General features: G+C 72.6%; 20 protein-coding genes. 9 read left to right on the top strand and 11 right to left on the bottom strand.

All coding sequences use genetic code 11. The features are described 5' to 3' along the window. The 6 genes from ACFP3R_RS35925 to ACFP3R_RS35900 all read left to right on the top strand — a co-directional run. Positions 1 to 524: alpha-glucosidase C-terminal domain-containing protein (locus tag ACFP3R_RS35925; protein ID WP_380643181.1), on the top strand; the 524-nt coding region annotated here is incomplete at its 5' end. Between the two features lie 5 nt (positions 525 to 529). Then, a complete protein-coding gene (locus ACFP3R_RS35920; protein ID WP_380643179.1) occupies positions 530 to 1,873 on the top strand; it encodes a maltokinase N-terminal cap-like domain-containing protein in 1,344 nt (447 codons plus the stop codon). Next, positions 1,870 to 4,059 (top strand): 1,4-alpha-glucan branching protein GlgB, encoded by a 2,190-nt coding sequence (glgB, locus tag ACFP3R_RS35915; protein WP_380643177.1) that lies wholly within the window; start codon positions 1,870 to 1,872, stop codon positions 4,057 to 4,059. Before ACFP3R_RS35920 ends, glgB begins: the two co-directional genes overlap by 4 nt. 292 nt (positions 4,060 to 4,351) lie before the next feature. After that, positions 4,352 to 4,918 (top strand): snapalysin family zinc-dependent metalloprotease, encoded by a 567-nt coding sequence (locus tag ACFP3R_RS35910; protein ID WP_380643175.1) that lies wholly within the window; start codon positions 4,352 to 4,354, stop codon positions 4,916 to 4,918. A 93-nt stretch (positions 4,919 to 5,011) separates the two neighbouring features. After that, a complete protein-coding gene (locus ACFP3R_RS35905) occupies positions 5,012 to 6,388 on the top strand; it encodes a neutral zinc metallopeptidase (RefSeq protein WP_380643173.1) in 1,377 nt (458 codons plus the stop codon). A gap of 30 nt (positions 6,389 to 6,418) precedes the next feature. After that, entirely contained in the window at positions 6,419 to 7,852 is a 1,434-nt protein-coding gene (locus tag ACFP3R_RS35900; protein WP_380643171.1) for a neutral zinc metallopeptidase, read from the top strand. A gap of 79 nt (positions 7,853 to 7,931) precedes the next feature. Here the strand turns inward: ACFP3R_RS35900 and ACFP3R_RS35895 are convergent, their stop codons facing one another. From ACFP3R_RS35895 to ACFP3R_RS35885, 3 genes are read right to left on the bottom strand one after another with little or no spacing between them, the layout of a single operon-like run. Further along, a complete protein-coding gene (locus ACFP3R_RS35895) occupies positions 7,932 to 8,900 on the bottom strand; it encodes a co-chaperone YbbN (RefSeq protein WP_380643169.1) in 969 nt (322 codons plus the stop codon). A 41-nt stretch (positions 8,901 to 8,941) separates the two neighbouring features. After that, positions 8,942 to 9,913 (bottom strand): SCO6745 family protein, encoded by a 972-nt coding sequence (locus tag ACFP3R_RS35890; RefSeq protein WP_380643167.1) that lies wholly within the window; start codon positions 9,911 to 9,913, stop codon positions 8,942 to 8,944. Positions 9,914 to 9,936: 23 nt separating this feature from the next. Continuing rightward, on the bottom strand, positions 9,937 to 10,242 hold the full coding sequence (locus ACFP3R_RS35885) for an MTH1187 family thiamine-binding protein (RefSeq protein WP_380643165.1): 306 nt from the start codon (positions 10,240 to 10,242) through the stop codon (positions 9,937 to 9,939). 44 nt (positions 10,243 to 10,286) lie between these two features. Between ACFP3R_RS35885 and ACFP3R_RS35880 the strand changes: the two genes are divergently transcribed. Further along, positions 10,287 to 10,790, top strand: coding sequence for a MarR family winged helix-turn-helix transcriptional regulator (locus ACFP3R_RS35880; protein ID WP_380643163.1), 504 nt, complete (start codon positions 10,287 to 10,289; stop codon positions 10,788 to 10,790). A gap of 184 nt (positions 10,791 to 10,974) precedes the next feature. Beyond that, positions 10,975 to 12,006, top strand: coding sequence for a phosphotransferase (locus ACFP3R_RS35875; protein WP_380643162.1), 1,032 nt, complete (start codon positions 10,975 to 10,977; stop codon positions 12,004 to 12,006). Here ACFP3R_RS35875 and ACFP3R_RS35870 read toward each other — a convergent pair. The 6 genes from ACFP3R_RS35870 to ACFP3R_RS35845 form a co-directional block, all read right to left on the bottom strand. Beyond that, positions 11,988 to 12,302 (bottom strand): DUF3817 domain-containing protein, encoded by a 315-nt coding sequence (locus tag ACFP3R_RS35870; RefSeq protein ID WP_380643160.1) that lies wholly within the window; start codon positions 12,300 to 12,302, stop codon positions 11,988 to 11,990. The two genes, ACFP3R_RS35875 and ACFP3R_RS35870, sit on opposite strands and share 19 nt — an antisense overlap. Positions 12,303 to 12,363: 61 nt before the next feature. After that, positions 12,364 to 13,407 (bottom strand): ABC transporter permease, encoded by a 1,044-nt coding sequence (locus ACFP3R_RS35865; protein ID WP_380643158.1) that lies wholly within the window; start codon positions 13,405 to 13,407, stop codon positions 12,364 to 12,366. Next, positions 13,404 to 14,318, bottom strand: coding sequence for an ABC transporter ATP-binding protein (locus ACFP3R_RS35860; protein ID WP_380643156.1), 915 nt, complete (start codon positions 14,316 to 14,318; stop codon positions 13,404 to 13,406). The genes ACFP3R_RS35865 and ACFP3R_RS35860 overlap by 4 nt, the downstream gene beginning before the upstream one ends. A 342-nt stretch (positions 14,319 to 14,660) precedes the next feature. After that, a complete protein-coding gene (locus ACFP3R_RS35855) occupies positions 14,661 to 14,864 on the bottom strand; it encodes a DUF397 domain-containing protein (RefSeq protein ID WP_380643154.1) in 204 nt (67 codons plus the stop codon). Between the two features lie 93 nt (positions 14,865 to 14,957). Next, positions 14,958 to 15,164 carry a DUF397 domain-containing protein gene (locus tag ACFP3R_RS35850; protein WP_380643152.1) on the bottom strand — a complete coding sequence of 69 codons (207 nt, stop codon included), beginning with the start codon at positions 15,162 to 15,164 and terminating at the stop codon, positions 14,958 to 14,960. Between the two features lie 12 nt (positions 15,165 to 15,176). Continuing rightward, a complete protein-coding gene (locus tag ACFP3R_RS35845) occupies positions 15,177 to 16,034 on the bottom strand; it encodes a DUF5753 domain-containing protein (protein ID WP_380643150.1) in 858 nt (285 codons plus the stop codon). Positions 16,035 to 16,417: 383 nt separating this feature from the next. Between ACFP3R_RS35845 and ACFP3R_RS35840 the strand changes: the two genes are divergently transcribed. Further along, entirely contained in the window at positions 16,418 to 16,951 is a 534-nt protein-coding gene (locus ACFP3R_RS35840) for a hypothetical protein (protein WP_380643148.1), read from the top strand. 6 nt (positions 16,952 to 16,957) lie between these two features. On the opposite strand, the gene ACFP3R_RS35835 is transcribed toward ACFP3R_RS35840, so the two are convergent. Together ACFP3R_RS35835 and ACFP3R_RS35830 are read right to left on the bottom strand one after the other, a co-directional pair. Further along, positions 16,958 to 19,180 carry a GH92 family glycosyl hydrolase gene (locus tag ACFP3R_RS35835; RefSeq protein WP_380643146.1) on the bottom strand — a complete coding sequence of 741 codons (2,223 nt, stop codon included), beginning with the start codon at positions 19,178 to 19,180 and terminating at the stop codon, positions 16,958 to 16,960. Position 19,181: 1 nt separating this feature from the next. Next, on the bottom strand, positions 19,182 to 19,343 hold the full coding sequence (locus ACFP3R_RS35830) for a hypothetical protein (RefSeq protein ID WP_380643144.1): 162 nt from the start codon (positions 19,341 to 19,343) through the stop codon (positions 19,182 to 19,184). Between the last annotated feature and the right edge of the window lie 57 nt (positions 19,344 to 19,400).

Raw genomic sequence — 19,400 nt, 5'->3', positions numbered from 1 at the left:
ACAACATCTGGCTCGGCGACCGCGACGCGGTGCGCACGCCGATGCAGTGGACCCCCGACCGCAACGCCGGCTTCTCCAGCTGCGACCCCGGCCGGATCTACCTGCCCGTGATCATGGACCCGGTGTACGGCTACCAGGGGCTCAACGTCGAGGCGCACCTGAACAACCAGTCCTCGCTGCTCAACTGGACCCGGCGGATGATCGAGGTGCGCAAGCAGCACCGCGCGTTCGCCGACGGTGACTTCACCGACCTGGGTGGCTCCAACCCCAGCGTGCTGGCCTACCGGCGGCGGTACTGCCGCCCGGACGGGCGCGAGGACGTGGTGGTGTGCGTGAACAACCTGTCGAGGTTCCCCCAGCCGGTGGAGCTGGACCTGTCGGAGCACCGCGGCGCGCGGCCCGTCGAGCTGACCGGCGGTGTCCGCTTCCCGCGGATCGGCGACCTGTCGTACCTGCTCACGCTGCCCGGCCACGGCTTCTACTGGTTCCAGCTCGTGGACGACGAAGACAGCGAGACGAGGTGAGGGACGTGACCGATCCGCACGGCCTGGTCGACAAGGTGGTCGCCGAGCTGCCGGGGTGGTTGCCCGCGCAGCGGTGGTTCGGCGGCAAGGACCGCCCGGTCACCTCGGTGCGCCCCCTGCGGACCACGGTGCTGCGGGGCGGGGAACCGCTGCTGGTGCACCTGGTGGTGGAGGTGGAGCAACCGGGGCGCAGCGAGCCGTACCAGCTGCTGATCACCGAGCAGGTGGAGAACTACGACGCGACGCTCGACCACGAGCTGACCGGCGTGCTGCTCGACCTCATCGCCGAGAACCGCGAGGTCGACGGGCTGAGGTTCGCGCACGAGCCGGGCGTGGAGCTCCAGACCGGGCTGCGCGGCCGGCCGATCACCTCGGAGCAGTCCAACACCTCGCTGGTGTTCGGCAGCCAGTACATCCTCAAGCTGTTCCGCAAGCTGACCGTGGGCGAGAACCCGGACCTGGTGCTCCAGCGCGCGCTGCACGAGGTCGGGTGCGAGCACATCGCCCGGCCGCTCGGGTCGATCACCGGCGAGCTGGACGGCCGGCCCACCACGGTCGGGATGCTCCAGCAGTTCCTGCCCGACGCGGTGGACGGCTGGGCGATGGCCACCACGAGCGTGCGGGACCTGATGACCGAGCGGGACCTGCACGCCAACGAGGTGGGCGGCGACTTCGCCGGCGAGGCCCGGCGGCTCGGGCAGGCGGTGGCCACCGTGCACGCGGACCTGGAGCGGGCCCTGGGCACGCAGCACGCGGACGGCGACGACATCGAGCGCAGCGTCCGGGCCATGGTCACCCGGTTGGACGAGGTGGTGTCGCGGGTACCCGAGCTGGAGCCGTTCGTGCCCGCGCTGCGCGAGGCGTTCGAGCAGGCCCGGGACACCACGCCGGGGGCGATCGCCATCCAGCACATCCACGGCGACCTGCACCTGGGCCAGGTGCTGCGCACCGTGCACGGGTGGCTGCTGATCGACTTCGAGGGCGAGCCGGGCGCGCCGATCGCGGAGCGGACCGCGCTGCGCTCGCCGCTGCGCGACGTGGCCGGGATGCTGCGCTCGTTCGACTACGCGGCGCACCAGCTGCTCGTCGGCCGGCCGGAGGACCACCAGCTCGCGGTGCGGGCGCTGGAGTGGGCGCGGCGCAACCGGGCCGCCTTCACCCAGGGCTACGCCGAGGCCGTCTCGTCCTCCGTGGGTGATCCGCGCGGGCGCGGGTACCTGTTGAGGGCGTTCGAGCTCGACAAGGCCGTGTACGAGGTGGCCTACGAGCACGCGAACCGACCGGAGTGGCTGACGGTGCCGCTCTCGTCGATCGCCCGGATCACCGGAGAGGGAGCTGCCCAGTCATGATCTCGCCCCAGGACGTCGACCGGCTGCTGGCCGGGTCGCACCACGACCCGCACTCCGTGCTCGGCGTGCACCACACCCCGGAGGGGGTGGTGGCGCGGGCGTTGCGGCCGGGTGCGTCCGCGGTGTCGGTGATGGCCGGGGACAAGCGCTTCGAGCTGGACCGCGTGGTCGACGGGCTGTTCGCGGGCGAGCTGCCCGAGCACCCCGGCGACTACCGGCTGGAGGTCGACTACTCCGGGCACGTGGTCGAGGTCGACGACCCGTACCGGTGGCTGCCGACCGTGGGCGAGCTGGACCTGCACCTGATCGGGGAGGGCCGCCACGAGCGGCTGTGGGACGCGCTGGGCGCGCACGCGCGCTCCTACTACACGGCCGACGGCACGGTCACCGGCGTCTCGTTCGCGGTGTGGGCGCCCACCGCGCGGGGCGTGCGGGTGTGCGGCGACTTCGACGGCTGGGACGGCCGGGCCAACCCGATGCGGTCGCTCGGCTCGTCGGGGGTGTGGGAGGTCTTCATCCCCGGCATCCGGGCGGGCACCCGGTACAAGTTCCGCATCCTCGGCCAGGACGGCGGGTGGCACGAGAAGGCCGACCCCATGGCGTTCGCCACCGAGCTGCCGCCCGCCACAGCGTCGGTCGTCGCCGAGTCGCAGTACCGGTGGGGCGACGCGGAGTGGGAGGCGCGGCGGGACGCCACCCGGTGGGTGAAGGCGCCGATGTCGGTCTACGAGGTGCACCTCGGGTCGTGGATGACCGAGAAGGACGGGCAGCGCCTGGGCTACCGGGAGCTGGCCGGCGAGCTGGCCGACTACGTCGTGGAGCAGGGGTTCACGCACGTGGAGCTGCTGCCGGTGGCCGAACACCCCTTCGGCGGGTCCTGGGGCTACCAGGTCACCTCCTACTACGCCCCCACCTCGCGGTTCGGCTCGCCGGACGACTTCCGGCACTTCGTCGACACCCTCCACCAACGCGGCATCGGCGTCATCGTGGACTGGGTCCCCGCCCACTTCCCGAAGGACTCCTGGGCACTGGCCCGCTTCGACGGCACCCCGCTCTACGAGCACGCCGACCCCCGCCGGGGCGAGCAGCCCGACTGGGGCACCTACGTGTTCGACTTCGGGCGCAACGAGGTGCGCAACTTCCTCGTGGCCAACGCCCTGTACTGGATCGAGGAGTTCCACATCGACGGCCTGCGGGTCGACGCGGTGGCGTCCATGCTCTACCTGGACTACTCCCGGCCGGAGGGGGAGTGGCTGCCCAACCAGTACGGCGGCCGGGAGAACCTGGACGCGGTCCGGTTCCTCCAGGAGCTCAACGCCACGGTGTACAAGCGCCACCCCGGCGTGGTGATGGTGGCGGAGGAGTCCACGGCGTGGCCGGGCGTCACGCGGCCCACCCACCTGGGCGGCCTGGGGTTCGGGTTCAAGTGGAACATGGGCTGGATGCACGACACGCTGCACTACCTGTCGCGCGAGTCGGTGCACCGGTCGTTCCACCACAACGAGATCACCTTCTCGCTGGTGTACGCGTGGAGCGAGAACTTCGTGCTGCCGCTGTCGCACGACGAGGTGGTGCACGGCAAGGGCTCGCTGTGGGAGCGGATGCCCGGCGACGACTGGAACAAGGCGGCGTCGCTGCGCTCGCTGCTGGCCTACATGTGGGCGCACCCCGGCAAGCAGCTGCTGTTCATGGGCGGCGAGTTCGGGCAGCGGGGCGAGTGGTCGGAGTCGCGGTCGCTGGACTGGCACCTGCTGGACGACCCGCTGCACCGGGGCGTCAAGTCACTGGTCGCGGACCTCAACGGGGTGTACCGGAACTCCCCCGCGCTGTACTCGGCCGACGACCGGCCGGAGGGGTTCTCCTGGATCGACGCCAACGACTCGGGCGGCAACGTGCTGAGCTTCCTGCGGATCGGTGAGGACGGGTCGCTGCTGGCCTGCGTCGCCAACTTCGCCGGGATGCCGCACCACGACTACCGGGTCGGGCTGCCGCTGCCGGGGCGGTGGCGCGAGGTGCTGAACACCGACTCGGAGGGCTACGGCGGGTCCGGGGTCGGGAACATGGGTTCGGTGGAGGCGGCGGAGGAGCCCTGGCACGGCCGACCGGCCTCGGCGGTGCTCCAGTTGCCGCCCTCGGCGGTGCTGTGGTTGGTGCCGGAGGAGCAGCCGGGCCTCGGCCTGGACTGAGGCGGGACGACGAGGGGGCGCTACACCGCGGGTGGGGCGCCCCTTGTCGTGCGCGCTCCCCGCCGCGCGCCCGCACTGCACGCCCTCGTCGCGCGCGCCCCTCGCCGCACGCCCCCGCTCCGCGCACGCCACCCGGCGCGAGTGATTTGCACGAATTGGCGCACTTCACGGGCGGGGTGCCCGAGCGACCCTACTTCCGGGGCTGGTGGGCACGTCCCGTCGCTGGTTGTTTGGGTGCGGGAGCCACCCCTGTCACCGGCTCCCGGCTCTTCCCTGCCAGAAGGAGACCACCATGTTCGTGCGCAAGGTCGCGCGCACCGCACTGCTCGTGCTGGGTCTGGTGCTGCCGCTGGTCGCGGTCGCCGCACCGGCCTCGGCCGCACCCGCGGCGGCGGACCCCGGTGTGCTGGTCCGCACCCTGTACTACGACACCAGCCAGGCCCAGGAGTTCGCCGCCGACTGGGACAAGGCGGCCGCCAACTGGAACGCCTCGGTCGCCAACGTCCGGCTGGCCAAGCGCGCCTCCGGCACGCCGACCAACATCCGGATCTACGCCGACAACGGCTGGCCCCGGGCCTACGTGACGTCGCTCGGCAACGGGACCGTCTACATGGGACGCCAGGCCGTGCAGCAGGGCCACTACCGGCCCCGCATCACCACCCACGAGATCGGGCACATCCTCGGTCTGCCCGACCGGCGCACCGGGCTGTGCACGGACCTGATGTCCGGCTCCAGCGCGCCGGCCACGTGCCGGAACGACCTGCCCAACACCGCGGAGCGCGCCGAGGTCGAGCGCCGCTTCGCGGGCCAGCTGGCGGCGGCCGACCTGCGGCCCGCCGTGTACCTCGGCGTCTACTGAGCGTGACCGGGACCGCGGCCACCCCCGCCCGGGGGAGGTCGCGGTCCCACCCGAAGCTCACCCCGAGGGGGTGCGGGCGGGCACAATGGGCCCATGCGGCGTGCATCGGCTCGGCTGGTCCTGCTGACCACGGTCCTGGTTGCGACGACCTCCTGCGCCCAGGTGGTGCCGGGCAAACCCGTGGCGGGCGAGACCGTCACCAGGGGGACCGTGGACCCCGGGTTCATCCGGGGCACCGACGGCGGCCCGATCGACCAGCTGGCGGCCACCGCCATCACCGACATCAACACCTACTGGGAGGACGCCTTCCCGGACACCTTCGACGAGCCGTGGCAGGAGCTGGAGGGCGGGATCTACTCGGTGGACACCACCGACCCGTCGGCCAAGCCGCCGCCGTGCACGGAGAAGGCGTCCGACGTGGAGGGCAACGCGTTCTACTGCCCCAGCGCCGACGCCATCGCCTGGGACCGGGCGGCGCTGCTGCCGGTGCTCCAGGACCGGTTCGGCGACGCCGCCGTGGTGATCGTGCTGGCCCACGAGTGGGGCCACGCCGTGCAGAACCGGATGGGCATCACGCCCGAGGCCGAGCGCCGCGAGCCGCGCCGGTTCCCGACGATCCTCACCGAGGCGATGGCCGACTGCTTCGCGGGCGCGTTCATCAAGTGGGTGAACGACGGCAGGTCGGAGCACCTGGGCATCGGCTCCGAGGTGCTCGACTCGGCGCTGGGCGCGCTGGTCACCTTCCGCGACCCCGTCGGGACCTCGCAGACCGACCGGTCCGCGCACGGCAACGCGTTCGACCGGGTGTCCGCCTTCCAGGACGGCTACCAGCAGGGCGCGAAGTTCTGCGCGGCGATGACGGTCGACAACCGGGTGTTCACCCAGCAGGCGTTCACCAACGCCGACGACCGCGACCGGGGCGGCAACCTGCCGTTCGACGAGATCCTGACCGCCGTCACCGAGGACCTGGACCGGTACTACAGGGGCCTGGTGGAGGGCGCGGGCAAGCAGTGGACCGCCCCGAAGACCACGCCCACCGAGCAGGAGCCGGACTGCTCCGGCGACCAGGGGCCGGTGGCGTTCTGCCCGGCGGAGGACACGCTGGAGGTCGAGGTCGAGGAGGACCTGCCCGAGCTGCACGCGCGGATCGGCGACTACGCCACGGGCGTGCTGGTGGCCAGCCGGTACGGGCTGGCGGCGATGGACGCGGTCGGCGCCGAGGTCGCGGGCGCGAGCGCGGCGACCAGCGCGTTGTGCCTGGCCGGCGCGTACACGCGGGAGGTCTTCACCCGGCAGGACGGCTTCGGCCTGTCCCCCGGAGACCTGGACGAGGCCGTGCAGGTGCTGCTGGCCTACGACTACGCGGCGCGGGACGCGGCGGGCGGGTCGGCGCTGGAGCCCGGGTTCAAGCGGGTCGAGGTCTTCCGCGGCGGCGTGCTGGAGGGCGCGCCGGCCTGCGGTTTGTCCTGATCCGCCCGATCGGCCGAGTAGGGTTCGGGCATGGTTCGACGGGCATTCCACGTCACGGCGCTGGTCGCCGTGCTCGCGTTGACCGGGTGCACCCAGCTGGTGGGCGGCGTGGCCCGCCCCGAGCGGACGGACGTCACCAAGGTGTCCGGGCTCGACATCACCACCGGGGAGAGCGGCGCCAAGCCGGGCGTGCCGGACGCCGACCTCCGGGTGGAGAACGGCGACGGCGGCGAGATGGACCGGCTGGCCATCAACGCGCTGGCCGACGTGGCGGAGTACTGGTCCGAGCAGCTGCCCGCCCGGTTCGACGTGCCGTTCCAGCCGGTCGAGCGGCTGGTGTCGTACGACTCCAACGGCACGGGCGTGGAGGTCTGCCGCACGAATACGGCGGGCGTGGCCAACGCGTTCTACTGCTCGCTGGACGACTCGATCGCCTGGGACCGGGGCGAGCTGCTGCCGATGCTCGACGACGCGTTCGGGCCGATGTCGGTGGTGACCGTGCTGGCCCACGAGATGGGGCACGCGATCCAGTACAAGCTGGGCGACCGGGGCGGCGTCGACCAGGCCACCCCGACGATCATCAAGGAGCAGCAGGCCGACTGCTACGCGGGCAACTTCTTCCGGTGGGTGGCGGAGGGGAAGTCCAAGCACTTCCGGATCTCCACCGGACCCGGGTTGAACCAGGTCCTGGCGACGATGTTCTTCATCCGGGACGCGGCGGGCACGTCGGCGGAGAAGCAGGGCGCGCACGGCAGCGCGTTCGACCGGGTGGCGGCGTTCCAGTTCGGGTTCGCGGGCGACCCGAGGCGGTGCGCGGCCATCGACGAGGCGGAGATCGACGCGCGGATCACCCAGCGGGTGTTCGCCGACGAGGACCGCGACACCGGGCAGGGCAAGGGCAACCTGAAGGTGGACGACCCCGACTCGCTGGAGGCGCTGGAGGAGTCGCTGCGCGAGGCGTACAAGCAGACCGGCGCCGCGCCGCCCGCGTTCTCCACGTCCGGGGCGGACTGCCGGGACGCGGAGGAGACCTCGCCCGCGGCCTACTGCCCGTCGACCAACTCGATCTCGATCGACCTGCCCGACCTGGCCCGGATCGGCACCCCGCCCAAGCGGGGGCAGAAGGGCGGGATCGGCGACTTCGCGGCGTTCGCGGAGATCGCCTCGCGGTTCGCGCTGTCGATCCAGCAGGCGACCGGCTACCCGCTGGAGGGCCCGGCGGCCGGGCTGCGCACCGCCTGCCTGACCGGGGCGTGGGCGGGCACCACGACGCGGGGGGCGGCCAGGCTGAAGCTGTCCTCGGGCGACCTGGACGAGGCGGTGGCGGAGCTGCTGGCGGACCGGAGCCTGATCGCGGCGGACGTGAACGGGACCGTGGTGCCGTCCGGGTTCGCCCGGGTGGAGGCGTTCCGGGACGGCTTCTTCGACGGGTCGGGGCTGTGCACGCGAAAGTACTCGGGCTGACCGGGTCCCCACGACCCGGGTCCCCACGACGCGGAACAGGGGGCCACCTCGCGGTGGCCCCCTGTCGCGTTCCCGGGGCTCAGTACAGGGCGCCGGCCAGGTTCCGGCGGGCCTTGGTCACCCGCTCGTCGTCGGTCGGGAACAGCTCGAACAGCCCCACCAGGTGCTCGCGCACCCGGTCGCGGTCCTCGCCGAACACCCGGCGCACCGTCTCGACCAGGCGCCGGAACGCCTGCTCGACCTCGTTGGAGGCCACCTCCAGGTCGGCGGCGGCCAGCTGCGCGTCCAGGTCGTCGGGGTTCGCGTCGGCCCGCGCCACGGCGTCCTGGTCGAGCGCCTCGGCCCGCGCGGTGAACCGGACCTGCGCCAGGGCCGCCTTGGCCTCGGCGTTGCCGGGTTCGGCCGCCAGGATGGCCTGGTAGGCGGCCTCGGCGGCGGCGAAGTCGCCCTGCTCGAAGGCGTCCTCGGCGGCGGTGAAGCGCGGGTCCTCGGGCTCCGGGGCGGGCTCCTCGCCGGCCCGGCCGGCCTCCGCCGCCCGGATGCCCGGCAGCCGGTCGCGCAGGGCGTCGAGCAGGCGGTTGATCCACTCGGCGAACTCGGCGTCCGGGATCGGCCCGGCGAACGCGTCGAGGGGCTGGCCCCCGGCGACCGCGACGACCGTGGGCACGGACTGGACGCCGAACAGCTGCCCGATGCGCGGGCTGGCGTCGAGGTCGACGCGGGCCAGCAGCCACGTGCCGCCGCCCGCGCGGGCCGCGCGCTCCAGGACCGGCGACAGCTGGGCGCCCTCCTGGCTCCACGAGGCGGTCAGCTCGACCACCACGGGGACTTCCAGGGAACGTTCGACCGTTGACTGGAACGTCGCCTCGGTGACGTCGAGGACCCACGGGCTGGGGCCCTGGTCGTGGCCCCCGGCCGCGCTGGGCGGGGGCGGTGCGGTGGCTCGCTGCCTCTGGGCGTCGGCCCGGGCCTTCAGCGCGCCCAGGTCGACCGCCCCGGACAACGCGGCGGACAGTGCGGCGGTCTTGCGGGGGTCTGGCCTCGTCACGCTCCCATCCTGGCACGAGGCGCCCGGTGCTCCGCGCGGGGTCAGCCGGCGAGTTGCCGGACCGGGTCGATCGCCATCGGGTTGGTCCGCATGGCGTCGTTGAGCCGGCCCAGGCGGAGGGCTACCGGGGTCATCAGCTCGGCGAAGCGCGCGGTGCGGTCCTCGCCCAGCGCCCGCCACGGGGAGGCGGCCGCCTCGTCGGTGCGGCGTTCGACCTCCTCGCGCAGCGCCCGGCCAGCCGGGGTGAGGTTCGTCGCGGGCGAACCCTGCGGTAGCCGACCCTCCGGCGCCTGCCCTTCCGGCGCCTGACCCTCCGGCGCCCGCCCGGCGGGTGCCGAGCTCCCCGGGGTCTGCCCCGCCGGCGCCGAACCCCCGCTGAGCAGGCCGCGCGAGCGCAGGGAGTCCACCGCGGCCTCCCACTCCCCCTCCAGCCACCCCCGGGCCTCGCGCAGGTAGGCCGGCGCGAGGTCGTGGTCCGCGCCGAACAGCGCCAGCGCCTCGCACGCGGTCAGGTCGGCGGCCACCAGCGCCGCCACGTGCCCGTCACCCCGCGACTCGCGCAGCGTCGTGCACGCCTGCCACAGCGCCAGGTGCGGTTCGCCGGGCACCGGCAGCGCCCGGTTCGCCGCGCCCAGCACCCGACCCCCGACGGGCGTGGCGGCGGCCGCCTCCACCGCCAGGGCGGCGGCCTCGGTCAGGTCGACGTCCCCCAGCATCCGCCGCAGCGCCCCGTCCACGCCCTCCAGCCGCGCGGCCAGGAAGCGCTCCGGCGGGGCCACCTCCCACGCGTCGGGCAGCGCGCGGGCCACCCGGCGCGGGGCGAAGCCGAAGAACGCGGCGGTCACCACCTCGGGCGACACGGCGCCCAGCGGGGCCGCGCGCAGGCCGAAGTAACCCATCCACCCGCCCTTGCACCCGAGCGCGTCGGTGGTCGCGCGCGACTCCGGGGTGAAGTAGATGACGTCGTGGTAGGTCTCGAAGCGCAGCCAGAGGTTCCGGGGCGTCGTCCGCATGGTCGTCAACTTAGTAGGAAGTCCTACTTCTCGCCGGCGGCCAGGTGCTGTTCGACCCTCTCCACCTTGGCCCGCAGCTGACCCGTGTGACCGGGGCGGATGTCGGCCTTGAGCACCAGGCTGACCCGGGGCGCGACGGCCTGCACGGCCTCGGTGGCCCGCTTCACCACCGCCATCACCTCGTCCCACTCCCCCTCGACCAGGGTGAACATGGCGTTGGTCTCGTTGGGCAGCCCCGACGCGCGGACCACGCGCACCGCCTCGGCGACCGCCGCCGCCACGCCGTCGGACTCCCCGCCGAGCGGGCTGACACTGAACGCGACGAGCACTGGTTGCCTCCTGCGGATCGGGTACCCACTGGTAGCTTCGGCCCATGACGTCCCAGCCGTTGCCGTTCGACCCCATCGCGCGAGCCGCTGAGCTGTGGGAGAAGCGGATCGGACCGTCGACGGCGATGGCCGCGGTCACGAGCGTCATGCGAGTACAGCAGATCATCCAGTCCGCCGTGGACACCGCCCTCAAACCGCACGGCCTGACCTTCGCCCGGTTCGAGGCGCTGGTGCTGCTGACCTTCTCCCGGGCGGGCAGCCTGCCCATGCGCGTCATGGGCGAACGCCTCCAACTGCACCCGACGAGCGTCACCAACATCGTGGACCGGCTGGAGGCCGACGGCCTGGTGCGCCGCACGCCGCACCCAACCGACCGCCGCACCACGCTGGTCGAGATCACCGAGGCCGGGCACGCCCGGCGCGAGGCCGCGACCGAGGCCGTGACGTCGGCGGAGTTCGGGCTGCGCGGGCTGACCGACCGGCAGACCGAGCAGCTCACCGAGCTGCTGGCGCGGGTCCGCCGCGCGGTCGGCGATTTCGAGGACTGAGATTCCGCGGGGCGTGGACTTCGGCGAACCGAGGGTTCCTCACCCGGCACTTCGGGGTTGCGGGACCCCGCGAACCCGGGCTTCGGCGAACCGAAAGCTCCCCGGGCCTGGAATTCCCCTGGCCGCGATCCCCTCGCCCGAAATCCCCTCGACGGCTCCCACGTCGACCGGTCACCCTGCCGGGGTGCGCGAGATCAGGGCCTTGATCACGGTCGGCGGGCGGTACGTGGGCGCGGCGGAGCCGTTCACCGTGGACAGCCCGTGGTGGAACGACGTGGCGCCGGTGACCGCCCACCTGGACCGCGTGCTCGGCGTGACCACCGCCGTGCTGCGCCTGGTCGCCACGACCACGCCCGCCATGCGCGACGGCGTGGTGACCTACCAGGTGGAGGCCGACCGGGAGCCCGCCGGGCTGGACCGGGGCGCGGAGCACGAGTTCCCGGACCACCCGCTGCGGCTGCCGTGGGCGCGACCGGGCGGACCGGCGGAACTGGTCGCCTGGGCCTCCCGGCACGTGCGGCCGACCGGGCGGCCGGTGCAGGTCAAGACGTGGAACCTGTCGTGCCTGTACCGGCTGCCGACGGACCGGGGCCCGGTCTGGGCGAAGGCCACCCCGCCGTTCATGGCCGACGAGGCGGAGGTGATCCGGCTGGTGGCGTCGGTGGACCCGGCGCTCGCGCCGGTGCTGCTCGCCGCCGAGCCGGGCCGGGTCCTGCTGGCCGAGGCCCCCGGCCACGACTGCTGGCACCCCACCGACGAGGTGGTGGATCGGGTCGTGCCCCGCTGGGTCGCCGCGCAGGCGGCCCTGGCCGGGGACCCGAGGCTGCGGGTGCGCGGGGTGGAGGTGCCCGGTTTCGGCCTGCCCCGCACCCTGCTGCACGGCGACTTCCACCCCGGCAACTGGCGCTCCGGCGGCGTGGTGCTCGACTGGGGCGACGCGCACTGGGGCCACCCGGCGCTGGACGCGGCCCGGCTGGTCGGGTTCGTGGCGCCGGAGCTCCGGGCCGGGATCGAGCGCGCCTGGGTCGGGGCGTGGCTGGAGCACCGCCCCGACAGCGACCCGGCCGAGGCCCTGCGGCACGCCCGCCCGGCCTCGCACCTCGTGGGCGCGCTGGTCTACCAGGAGTTCCTGGACCACGTCGAGCCGAGCGAGCGCGTCTACCACGAGGGCGACCCCGAGGCCGAGCGGGAACGCGCTCAGTCCCTGGCGGTCTGAACCCCGTCGAGCCGCCCGGTGCGCGCGGCCCACCGCTCGAACACGATCGTGCCGAACGGCGGCACGGCCGCGACGAGGCCCCAGAACAGCGTCTTGCGGTCCCACTGCTGCGCCATCATCAGCGTCACCAGGACGTAGCCGACGAAGACCGCGCCGTGGACGGGCCCGAAGACCTTCACGCCGATCTCGTTCTCGACCACCACGTACTTGAAGAACATGCCGAGCAACAGGCCGGCCCAGGACACGGCCTCGGCCAGGGCCAGGAGGCGGAACCGGCCAACGGGACTGGAGAGCATGTCCGCCATTGTGGCCGGTGACGGCGCTCACCGGACCGCCGGGGTGTCCGGTTCGCCGGGTTCAGTCCTCCCAGCGGAACACCCTGGCCGCGATGAACCCGACCACCAGCGTGAAGGCGATCAGCACCGCGGACGGCACCAGCAGCGCCTCCACGCCCTTGCCTCGCACCAGGACGTCGAGCATCCCGTCGTTCATGTGCCGCAGCGGGAACGTCTTCGACACGGCCTGGAGCCACCCCGGCGCGTTCTCCACCGGGAAGAACGTGCCGGACAGGAACGCCATCGGCATGATGATCAGGTTCGCCGCGCCGGACGCGGACTCCTCGGTCTTGCAGAACGCGCCGACCAGCATCCCGATCGCGAAGAACGCCGTGGTGCCGAGCACCAGCAGCGGCAGCGCGAGGTACCACTGGCCGGTGAGCCGCAGGCCGAACAGGGGCAGCATCGCGACCGCCACGAACACCACGCCCTGGGCGAGCGCCGTGCCGATGGAGACGAGGATGCGGGAGGTGAGCACGGTGGTCGTGCCGACCGGGGCGAGCCGGATGCGGCGCAGCACCTGCTTCTTGCGCCACGACACCAGGGTGAGCGCCGCGCCGAACACGCCGGAGAACGACACCGCCCACGACAGGATGCCGGGCGTCAGGTACTGGATGGGCTTGAGCGAGGCGTCCTCGACCGGCTCGGCCTCCAGGGTGAACGTCGGCGTCACGTTCGCCGCGCCGAGGTTGAGCTTGTCCACCGCGCCGGACACGATGCCGACGACGGTGCCCGCGGCGACCTGGTCGGTGGCCGCGAAGACCAGGTCCACCCGGTTGCCGTCCACGACGACCGCGGCGGGCAGGTCCCCGTCGTCGACCTGCCGCCGGGCGGCGTCGGCGCTGTCGTAGCGCTCCAGCTCCAGCGCGCCGGTCTGCTCCAGGGCGGTGAGCACCGGGCCGTCGCCGACCGCGCCGATCCTGGTCCGGTCGTCGCCGGAGTCGCCCAGCAGCAGGCCGAACACGACCAGGAACAGCAGCGGGAACAGGAACACGAAGAACAGGGACATCCGGTCCCGCAGGAAGCCCTTGGCCATGGCCGCCGCGAGGCTCTTGAACGCGGTCACGCGCGGTACTCCCGCCCGGTCAGGTCGAGGAACACGTCCTCCAGCGTCGCGGTCCGCACCTGGAGCCCGTCCAGCGTGCCGCGCTCGGCCAGCGCCGAGAGCACCGGCGCCGGTCTGCGGGTGGAGATGGTCAGCGAGACCTCGTCCTCGTGGGCCTCCTCGACGCCGGAGATGGCGCGGGCGGCCTCGGTGGTGAGGGCGCCCTTCTGGAGCACGACGTGGGTGGGCGCGTCGAGGCCGCGCACCAGCGTGGCGGGCGCGTCCATGGCGAGGACGCGACCGCGGTCCATGATCGCCACGCGGTCGCACAGGATCTCGGCCTCGTCGAGGTAGTGCGTCGTGTAGACGATCGTCTTGCCCCGCCCCTGGATCGCGCGCAGGACGTCCCACAGGTTGCGGCGGGCCTGCGGGTCCAGGGCGGCGGTCGGTTCGTCGAGGAACACCACGTCCGGGTCGTGCACGAGGGCGCAGGCGATCGACAGGCGCTGGCGCTGGCCGCCGGAGAGGTTGTTCTCCCGCACCTCGGCCTTGTCGGTGAGGCCGACCAGCTCCAGCATCTCGTCGGCCCGGCGCGAGGTCACGCCGTACAGCGAGCCGAAGGTCTGGAGCTGCTCGCGGGCGGTCAGCTTCTCGAAGAAGCTGGACGCCTGGAGCTGCACGCCGATGCGGGGCAGCAGCTTCGGGTTGCGCGGCCACGGGTCCTCGCCGAGCAGCGTCACGCGCCCCGCGTCGGCGCGGCGCAGTCCCTCGACGATCTCCAGCGTGGTGGTCTTGCCCGCGCCGTTCGGCCCGAGGATGCCGAAGAACTCCCCCTCCGCGACGGTGAACGAGACGCCGTCCACCGCTCTCAGGTCGCCGTAGCTCTTGCGGATGTCCGACACCACGACTGCCGGGATGCGTGCCCCTGTCATGGCTGGACCGTATTGCGTGCGAAGGGGCGCACGCGGGCGGATCGACCTAAGTGGCGAGGGATCGCTACCTTCGTCGACCCCGGTCGTCGCTCTGCGCGCCACCCTGGTCACGAGGGGTGCTCACCTTGGTCCGGGTGGAGCAGCGGGTGCCGGGACGTCGCCGCCGTGGTCCTCCGCCGACCACGCCGACGCGACCGGCTCGTTCATCACCGCCGGCAGCGACAACCCCGACGGCGACCGGTCGACGGCGGTCACCTGGCGGCGTTGGGAAGGCTGATCCCCGAGGGGTTTCCGCGAGTCGGGGCACCCCGAGCTGATCGAGGCACCCCGCCCGCATGATCGTCAGACGCGCTTCAACCCGGTGAGGAACGACCCGAACGCACTCGGCGGGAAGACCAACGCCGGCCCGTCCGCGTTCTTGCTGTCCCGCACGGCGGCACCGATCCCAACCGACGCGAACTCGACGCACTGCGCGTCGTTGCCCGTGTTGGACCGGCTGCTCTTGCGCCACCGTGCGTCCCGAAGAGCGGCGGCATCCATCCACATGGCTCTACTCCCTGCTGTCGTCGAGGTCGTCGGCCGGGTGCCGCCAGGTTGGGACGAGGCCCCGGACCAACCGAATGCCCGCCCGTAGCGCGGTCAGCCGTCCTGGAACCCGTCGATGAACGCGCGGAACGACTTCGTGGGGAAGACCAACACCGGTCCCCGGTGCTTCGTGTCCCCGATCGCGACCGTCTCGCGGGTCGGTTCGAACCCGCACTCCACGCACTGGGGGTCGTTGCCCCCGTTGGTGTAGCTGCTCTTGCGCCACCGATACCCCGAACGGGAGGTGGCCCTGCTTGGCATCGTTCCTTCCCCCTAGCGTTGTCTGAGGTCAGCGATCCGAGCTTCAAGTATCGCTCGCGTTCGCTCCTCCGAAACTCCCGAGTCCGCTGCCGCCTCCCACGCGTCGTCGAAGACGAGTCGGAAGCGGCTCACATCCCGCTTGATGTAGTCGTTCCGCGCGATGTGCCCGACGAAGGCGAGCCACTCGTCAGGCTCCGTGTGCAGCAGCGTGAAGGGGTTGCTCAGGCCGGTCACGGCACCCGCAGAACCCGGGATGATGCGGAAGCGGACGCGCTCCAGCTCAGCGATGTCCCGGAGCCGTTCGATCTGGCGAGCAGCGATGTCGGGTCCGCCGTCCATCCGGTCGAGCGCCGCTTCGCCGAGCACGATCGACACTTCCGGACCATCCGGCCGGAAGATCCGCTCCCCGCGCTGCTCCCGGTCCCGCGCGAGCGCCTCCACGTCGTTGAGGTCGACGAGCGGCGACTTCGCCAGGGTGGCGAAGGCGAAGTCGAACGTCTGGAGAAGTCCGGGGATCTCGTTGTAGATCATCCAGATGACTGTCGCCCGGCGTTCGCGGGCGAGGTACTCGCGGGACTGCACTCCAGCGGCGACGGGCTGGGCCCTGCCGGCCGCTTGATCGGCCAACTCGACCAGCCGGCCCGCGTCGTCGGCTGAGGGCTGGTAGCGCGTGAGCATCCACGTCACGTGCGCGGTCTTCGGCGCTATCTGCGCGGTTTCGACCTTCGAGAGCACGGAGGCGTAGCCGCCGATCGTCGAGATCATCTCCGCTTCAGCCCGTCCCGGCGTGAACCCGGCAGCCTCACGAAGTCGTCGAGCGAGCTTCGCGAACTCCAGCCGCGCGCCGTACGGATCGAGCGGTTCCACCATGTCGCGAAGTCTGCCCTACCGCTTTGGTCACCTCTGCGTACGCTCGATCGGGCGACAGAACCTGGCAATGCTGACTTTCACCCGTTTGAACGCACCAAAGCTGGCAATGCCGGCTTACGCTCGTCTTGCAGGTGGGGCTGGCAATCCGAGGTCGCCCTCCGGTCCGCACGTCGGTGGAAGCCAGGAGATTGGCGCACACCAAGCCGACTCGACCGGTTCCGACGTTGATCCGCGTACTGCCCGATCCACCACCGATATTGGGCAAACGAAGGCGAAGCACTATGTCACCAGCACGAACTCCGGAATTCCCAAGCCGCGTCGGTACCCTCGTCGTCCCCTACATCGCCATGTGGAGCGAGGAGACGACAGAGGAGCCACCACTGGTGATGCTCCCCAACGGCGCCGGCATCGCCTACCAGGACGAGATCCTCGGCGACCGCGACAGCCGGGGCGTCCTGTGGGACCGCGCCACCACCAACCCCGGACGGGGCACCCCCCGGTTCGCCCGGATCCACGTCCACCGCCAACGCCGCGCCATGCGCAAACTCCTGTGCCAGGTCTGCGCCGGACCAGCCGACCACAACCACGACGGCACCCTCTGGCTCATCCCCGACCGCACCCGACACTGGCCAGCCTGGCCCGAGGGAATGCTCGTCGCCGAACCACCCCTCTGCCTACCCTGCGCACACACGGCAACCCGCACCTGCCCCGCCCTGCGCGCAGAAGGCCACCTGATCATCCGCGCCCGCGAACACCCGATCCACGGGGTCGACGGGACCCACTACCGCGAGGGACCTCGCTCCCCCGCCCCCGTCACGAGCGAACCGGTCGCCTTCGACGACCCCGCGATCCGCTGGACCCTGGCCTCGAAACTGGTCCGAACCCTCCGCCACTGCACGGTCGTGGCGAACCGCTGACCACGCTCACCCCAGCGGCGAAGGCGGCGCGGCCCCCGGCCCGGTCCCCCAGGTCGCCTCACCCGCGTCACCGGTCAACTCGTGCTCCACCACGACCCCGCCGCGCAACTCCTCCAGCTCCACCCACACCCGCTCGCGCGCCACCCCGTCCACCCTCAACGACCGCGTGTACTGCAACCGCGACGGATCGGCGCCGGCCGCCGTCACGACGAAGTCCCGCCCGTCCTCCAGGTGCACCACCGCCCGCCCGAACCGAGGCGCGTTGAGCACGAACTGCCCCGTCCCCGGCACCACCGGGTACAGCCCCAACGCGCTGAACACGTACCACGCCGACATCGTGCCCAGGTCGTCGTTCCCGGTCACCCCGTTGGGCGCGTCGACGAACAGCGTCTGCGCCGCCCGCACCACCGCCGAGGTCCGCCACGGCGCGCCGACGAGCGCGTACATCCACGGCGCGTGCAGGTCGGGCTCGTTGTTCGGGTTGTAGCGGAACTCGTCGTAGTAGTCGTACGGGCCGACGACCCACTTGCCGCGCGCGGTCCCCTCCGGGTCCGTGACCAGGTCCGCGTAGGCGAAGAAGTCGTCCAGCCGGGCCAGCGCCGCCTCCCGCCCGCCCAGCCGCTCGACCAGCCACGCCACGTCCTGCTGCGCCAACCACTGGTACTGCCAGGCGGTGCCCTCGTGGAAGCCGTCCGGACCGCGCGCGCTGAACGGCGCCAGCCACGAGCCGTCGCGCAGGCGGGGGCGCGGGAAGCCGGTGAAGCCGCGGTCGGCGATGAGGGGGTCCCACAGGGAGCGGTGGCTCAGGCCGCGCCGCCGCAGCGCCGCGGCGTCCTCCTCGTGCCCCAGCGCCGCCGCCATGATCGACAGCGAGGCGTCCGCCAGCGCGTACTCCAGGGTGGCCGACGCGCCGTGGTGCGGGTCGGCGTCCTGGCCCTTCTTCGGGAAGTCCCGGTCGTACGCCACGAAACCCGAGGTCAGGTAGCCCGGGTTGCCGGCGCGGCCCGCGAACGGCGACGCGGCGGGCGGCACCTCCGTGGCGTTGCGCCACAGCGCCCGGTACGCCCGCTCCTCCAGGCCCTCCAGCGCGCCGAACCGCCACAGGTCCACCAGGAACGGGGTGACCGGGTCACCCGTCATGGTGTTGGTCTCCTGGTTGGCGTAGGCCCAGCGGGGCAGCCAGCCGCCCTGCTCCTCGATCGCCAGCACGGACCGCGCCACGTCCCGCGCCCGCTCCGGCCGCAGCAGGGCCAGCAGCTGGTTGTGGGAGCGGTAGGTGTCCCAGAGCGAGTAGAACTCGTGGTAGGTCCAGCCGTCGGCGTGGTGCACCCGGTCGTCGAAGCCCCGGTACCGGCCGTCGAGGTCGTTGCCGGTCAGCGGTTGCAGCAGCACGTGGTACAGCGCGGTGTAGAAGACGGTCAGGTCCTCGGCGGTGAGCGCGTCGACCTCGACGCAGCCCAGTTCGCGCCGCCAGGCGTCCTGGGCGGCGGCGCGCAGCTCGTCGAACGACCGGCCGCGCGCCTCGGCCAGGTTCCCGGTCGCGCCCTCGGCGTCCACGTGCGACAGGGCCGTCACGGCGGTCACCGGGCCGTCGCCGGCGAACCGCGCCCACTGCCCGCGCAGCCCCTGACCGCCCTCGGCGCCGCCCCAGTTCCCGGTCCGGGCGAACGGGCGGTCGAACGTCGTGGTGAACCAGGTCGCGTAGGGCCCGCCGCCGCAGAACGCCTGCGCCACGACGGTGCCCGCCAGCGTCCGGTCGTCCACCACCCGGACGCTGCTGGCGAACACCGGCTCCCGGTCGTTGGCCTGGCCCACGTTCACCAGCACGTGCGGCGTGGTGCCCGCGGGGAACGTGAAGCGCTCCACGCCGGTGCGCGTGGTCGCGGTGGTGTCGACGGTGATGCCGGACCGCAGCACCACCCGGTAGTGGCCGGGTTTGCCGATCTCGCCCTCGTGCGCGTAGGCCGCGCCGTAGCGGCGGTGGTCGTAGGAGCCGGGCAGTCCGGTGGCGGGCAGGATCGACACCAGGCCGCCCTGCTCGCCGCAGCCCGCGCCGGACAGGAAGAAATGCCCGAAACCGCGGATCACCGGGTCGTCGTACTGGTAGCCCGAGTAGTGCGAGCCGATCGGGCTGGAGTGCGCCAGGCCGAACGGCATCGACGCGCCGGGGAACGTGTTCCCGTCGTCCTTGGTGCCGATGAACGTGTTGACGCGCTCGACGGGGTCCACGTCAGGCCACCGCCACGGCGAACGCGGAGGAGGTGGCGGCGGGCGGCGTCACCGACCGCACCCGCCTGCCCGGTGCCGGCGCTGCGGGCACGGTCGCGAACACGTGGACCTCCCTCTGCTCGGACTCGCCGCGGGTGCTGTCGCGGTACGGGGTCGTGGCCACGATCCGATTGTCGAACGACGGCGGCAGGTCCGCAGCCCCGCCGGGAGGTCGACCGGG

This window comes from Saccharothrix lopnurensis (assembly GCF_042658445.1).
Classification (GTDB): domain Bacteria; phylum Actinomycetota; class Actinomycetes; order Mycobacteriales; family Pseudonocardiaceae; genus Actinosynnema; species Actinosynnema lopnurensis.
Note: the sequence above shows the minus strand (reverse complement) of the source record. Positions and strands in the feature narration are given on the sequence as shown.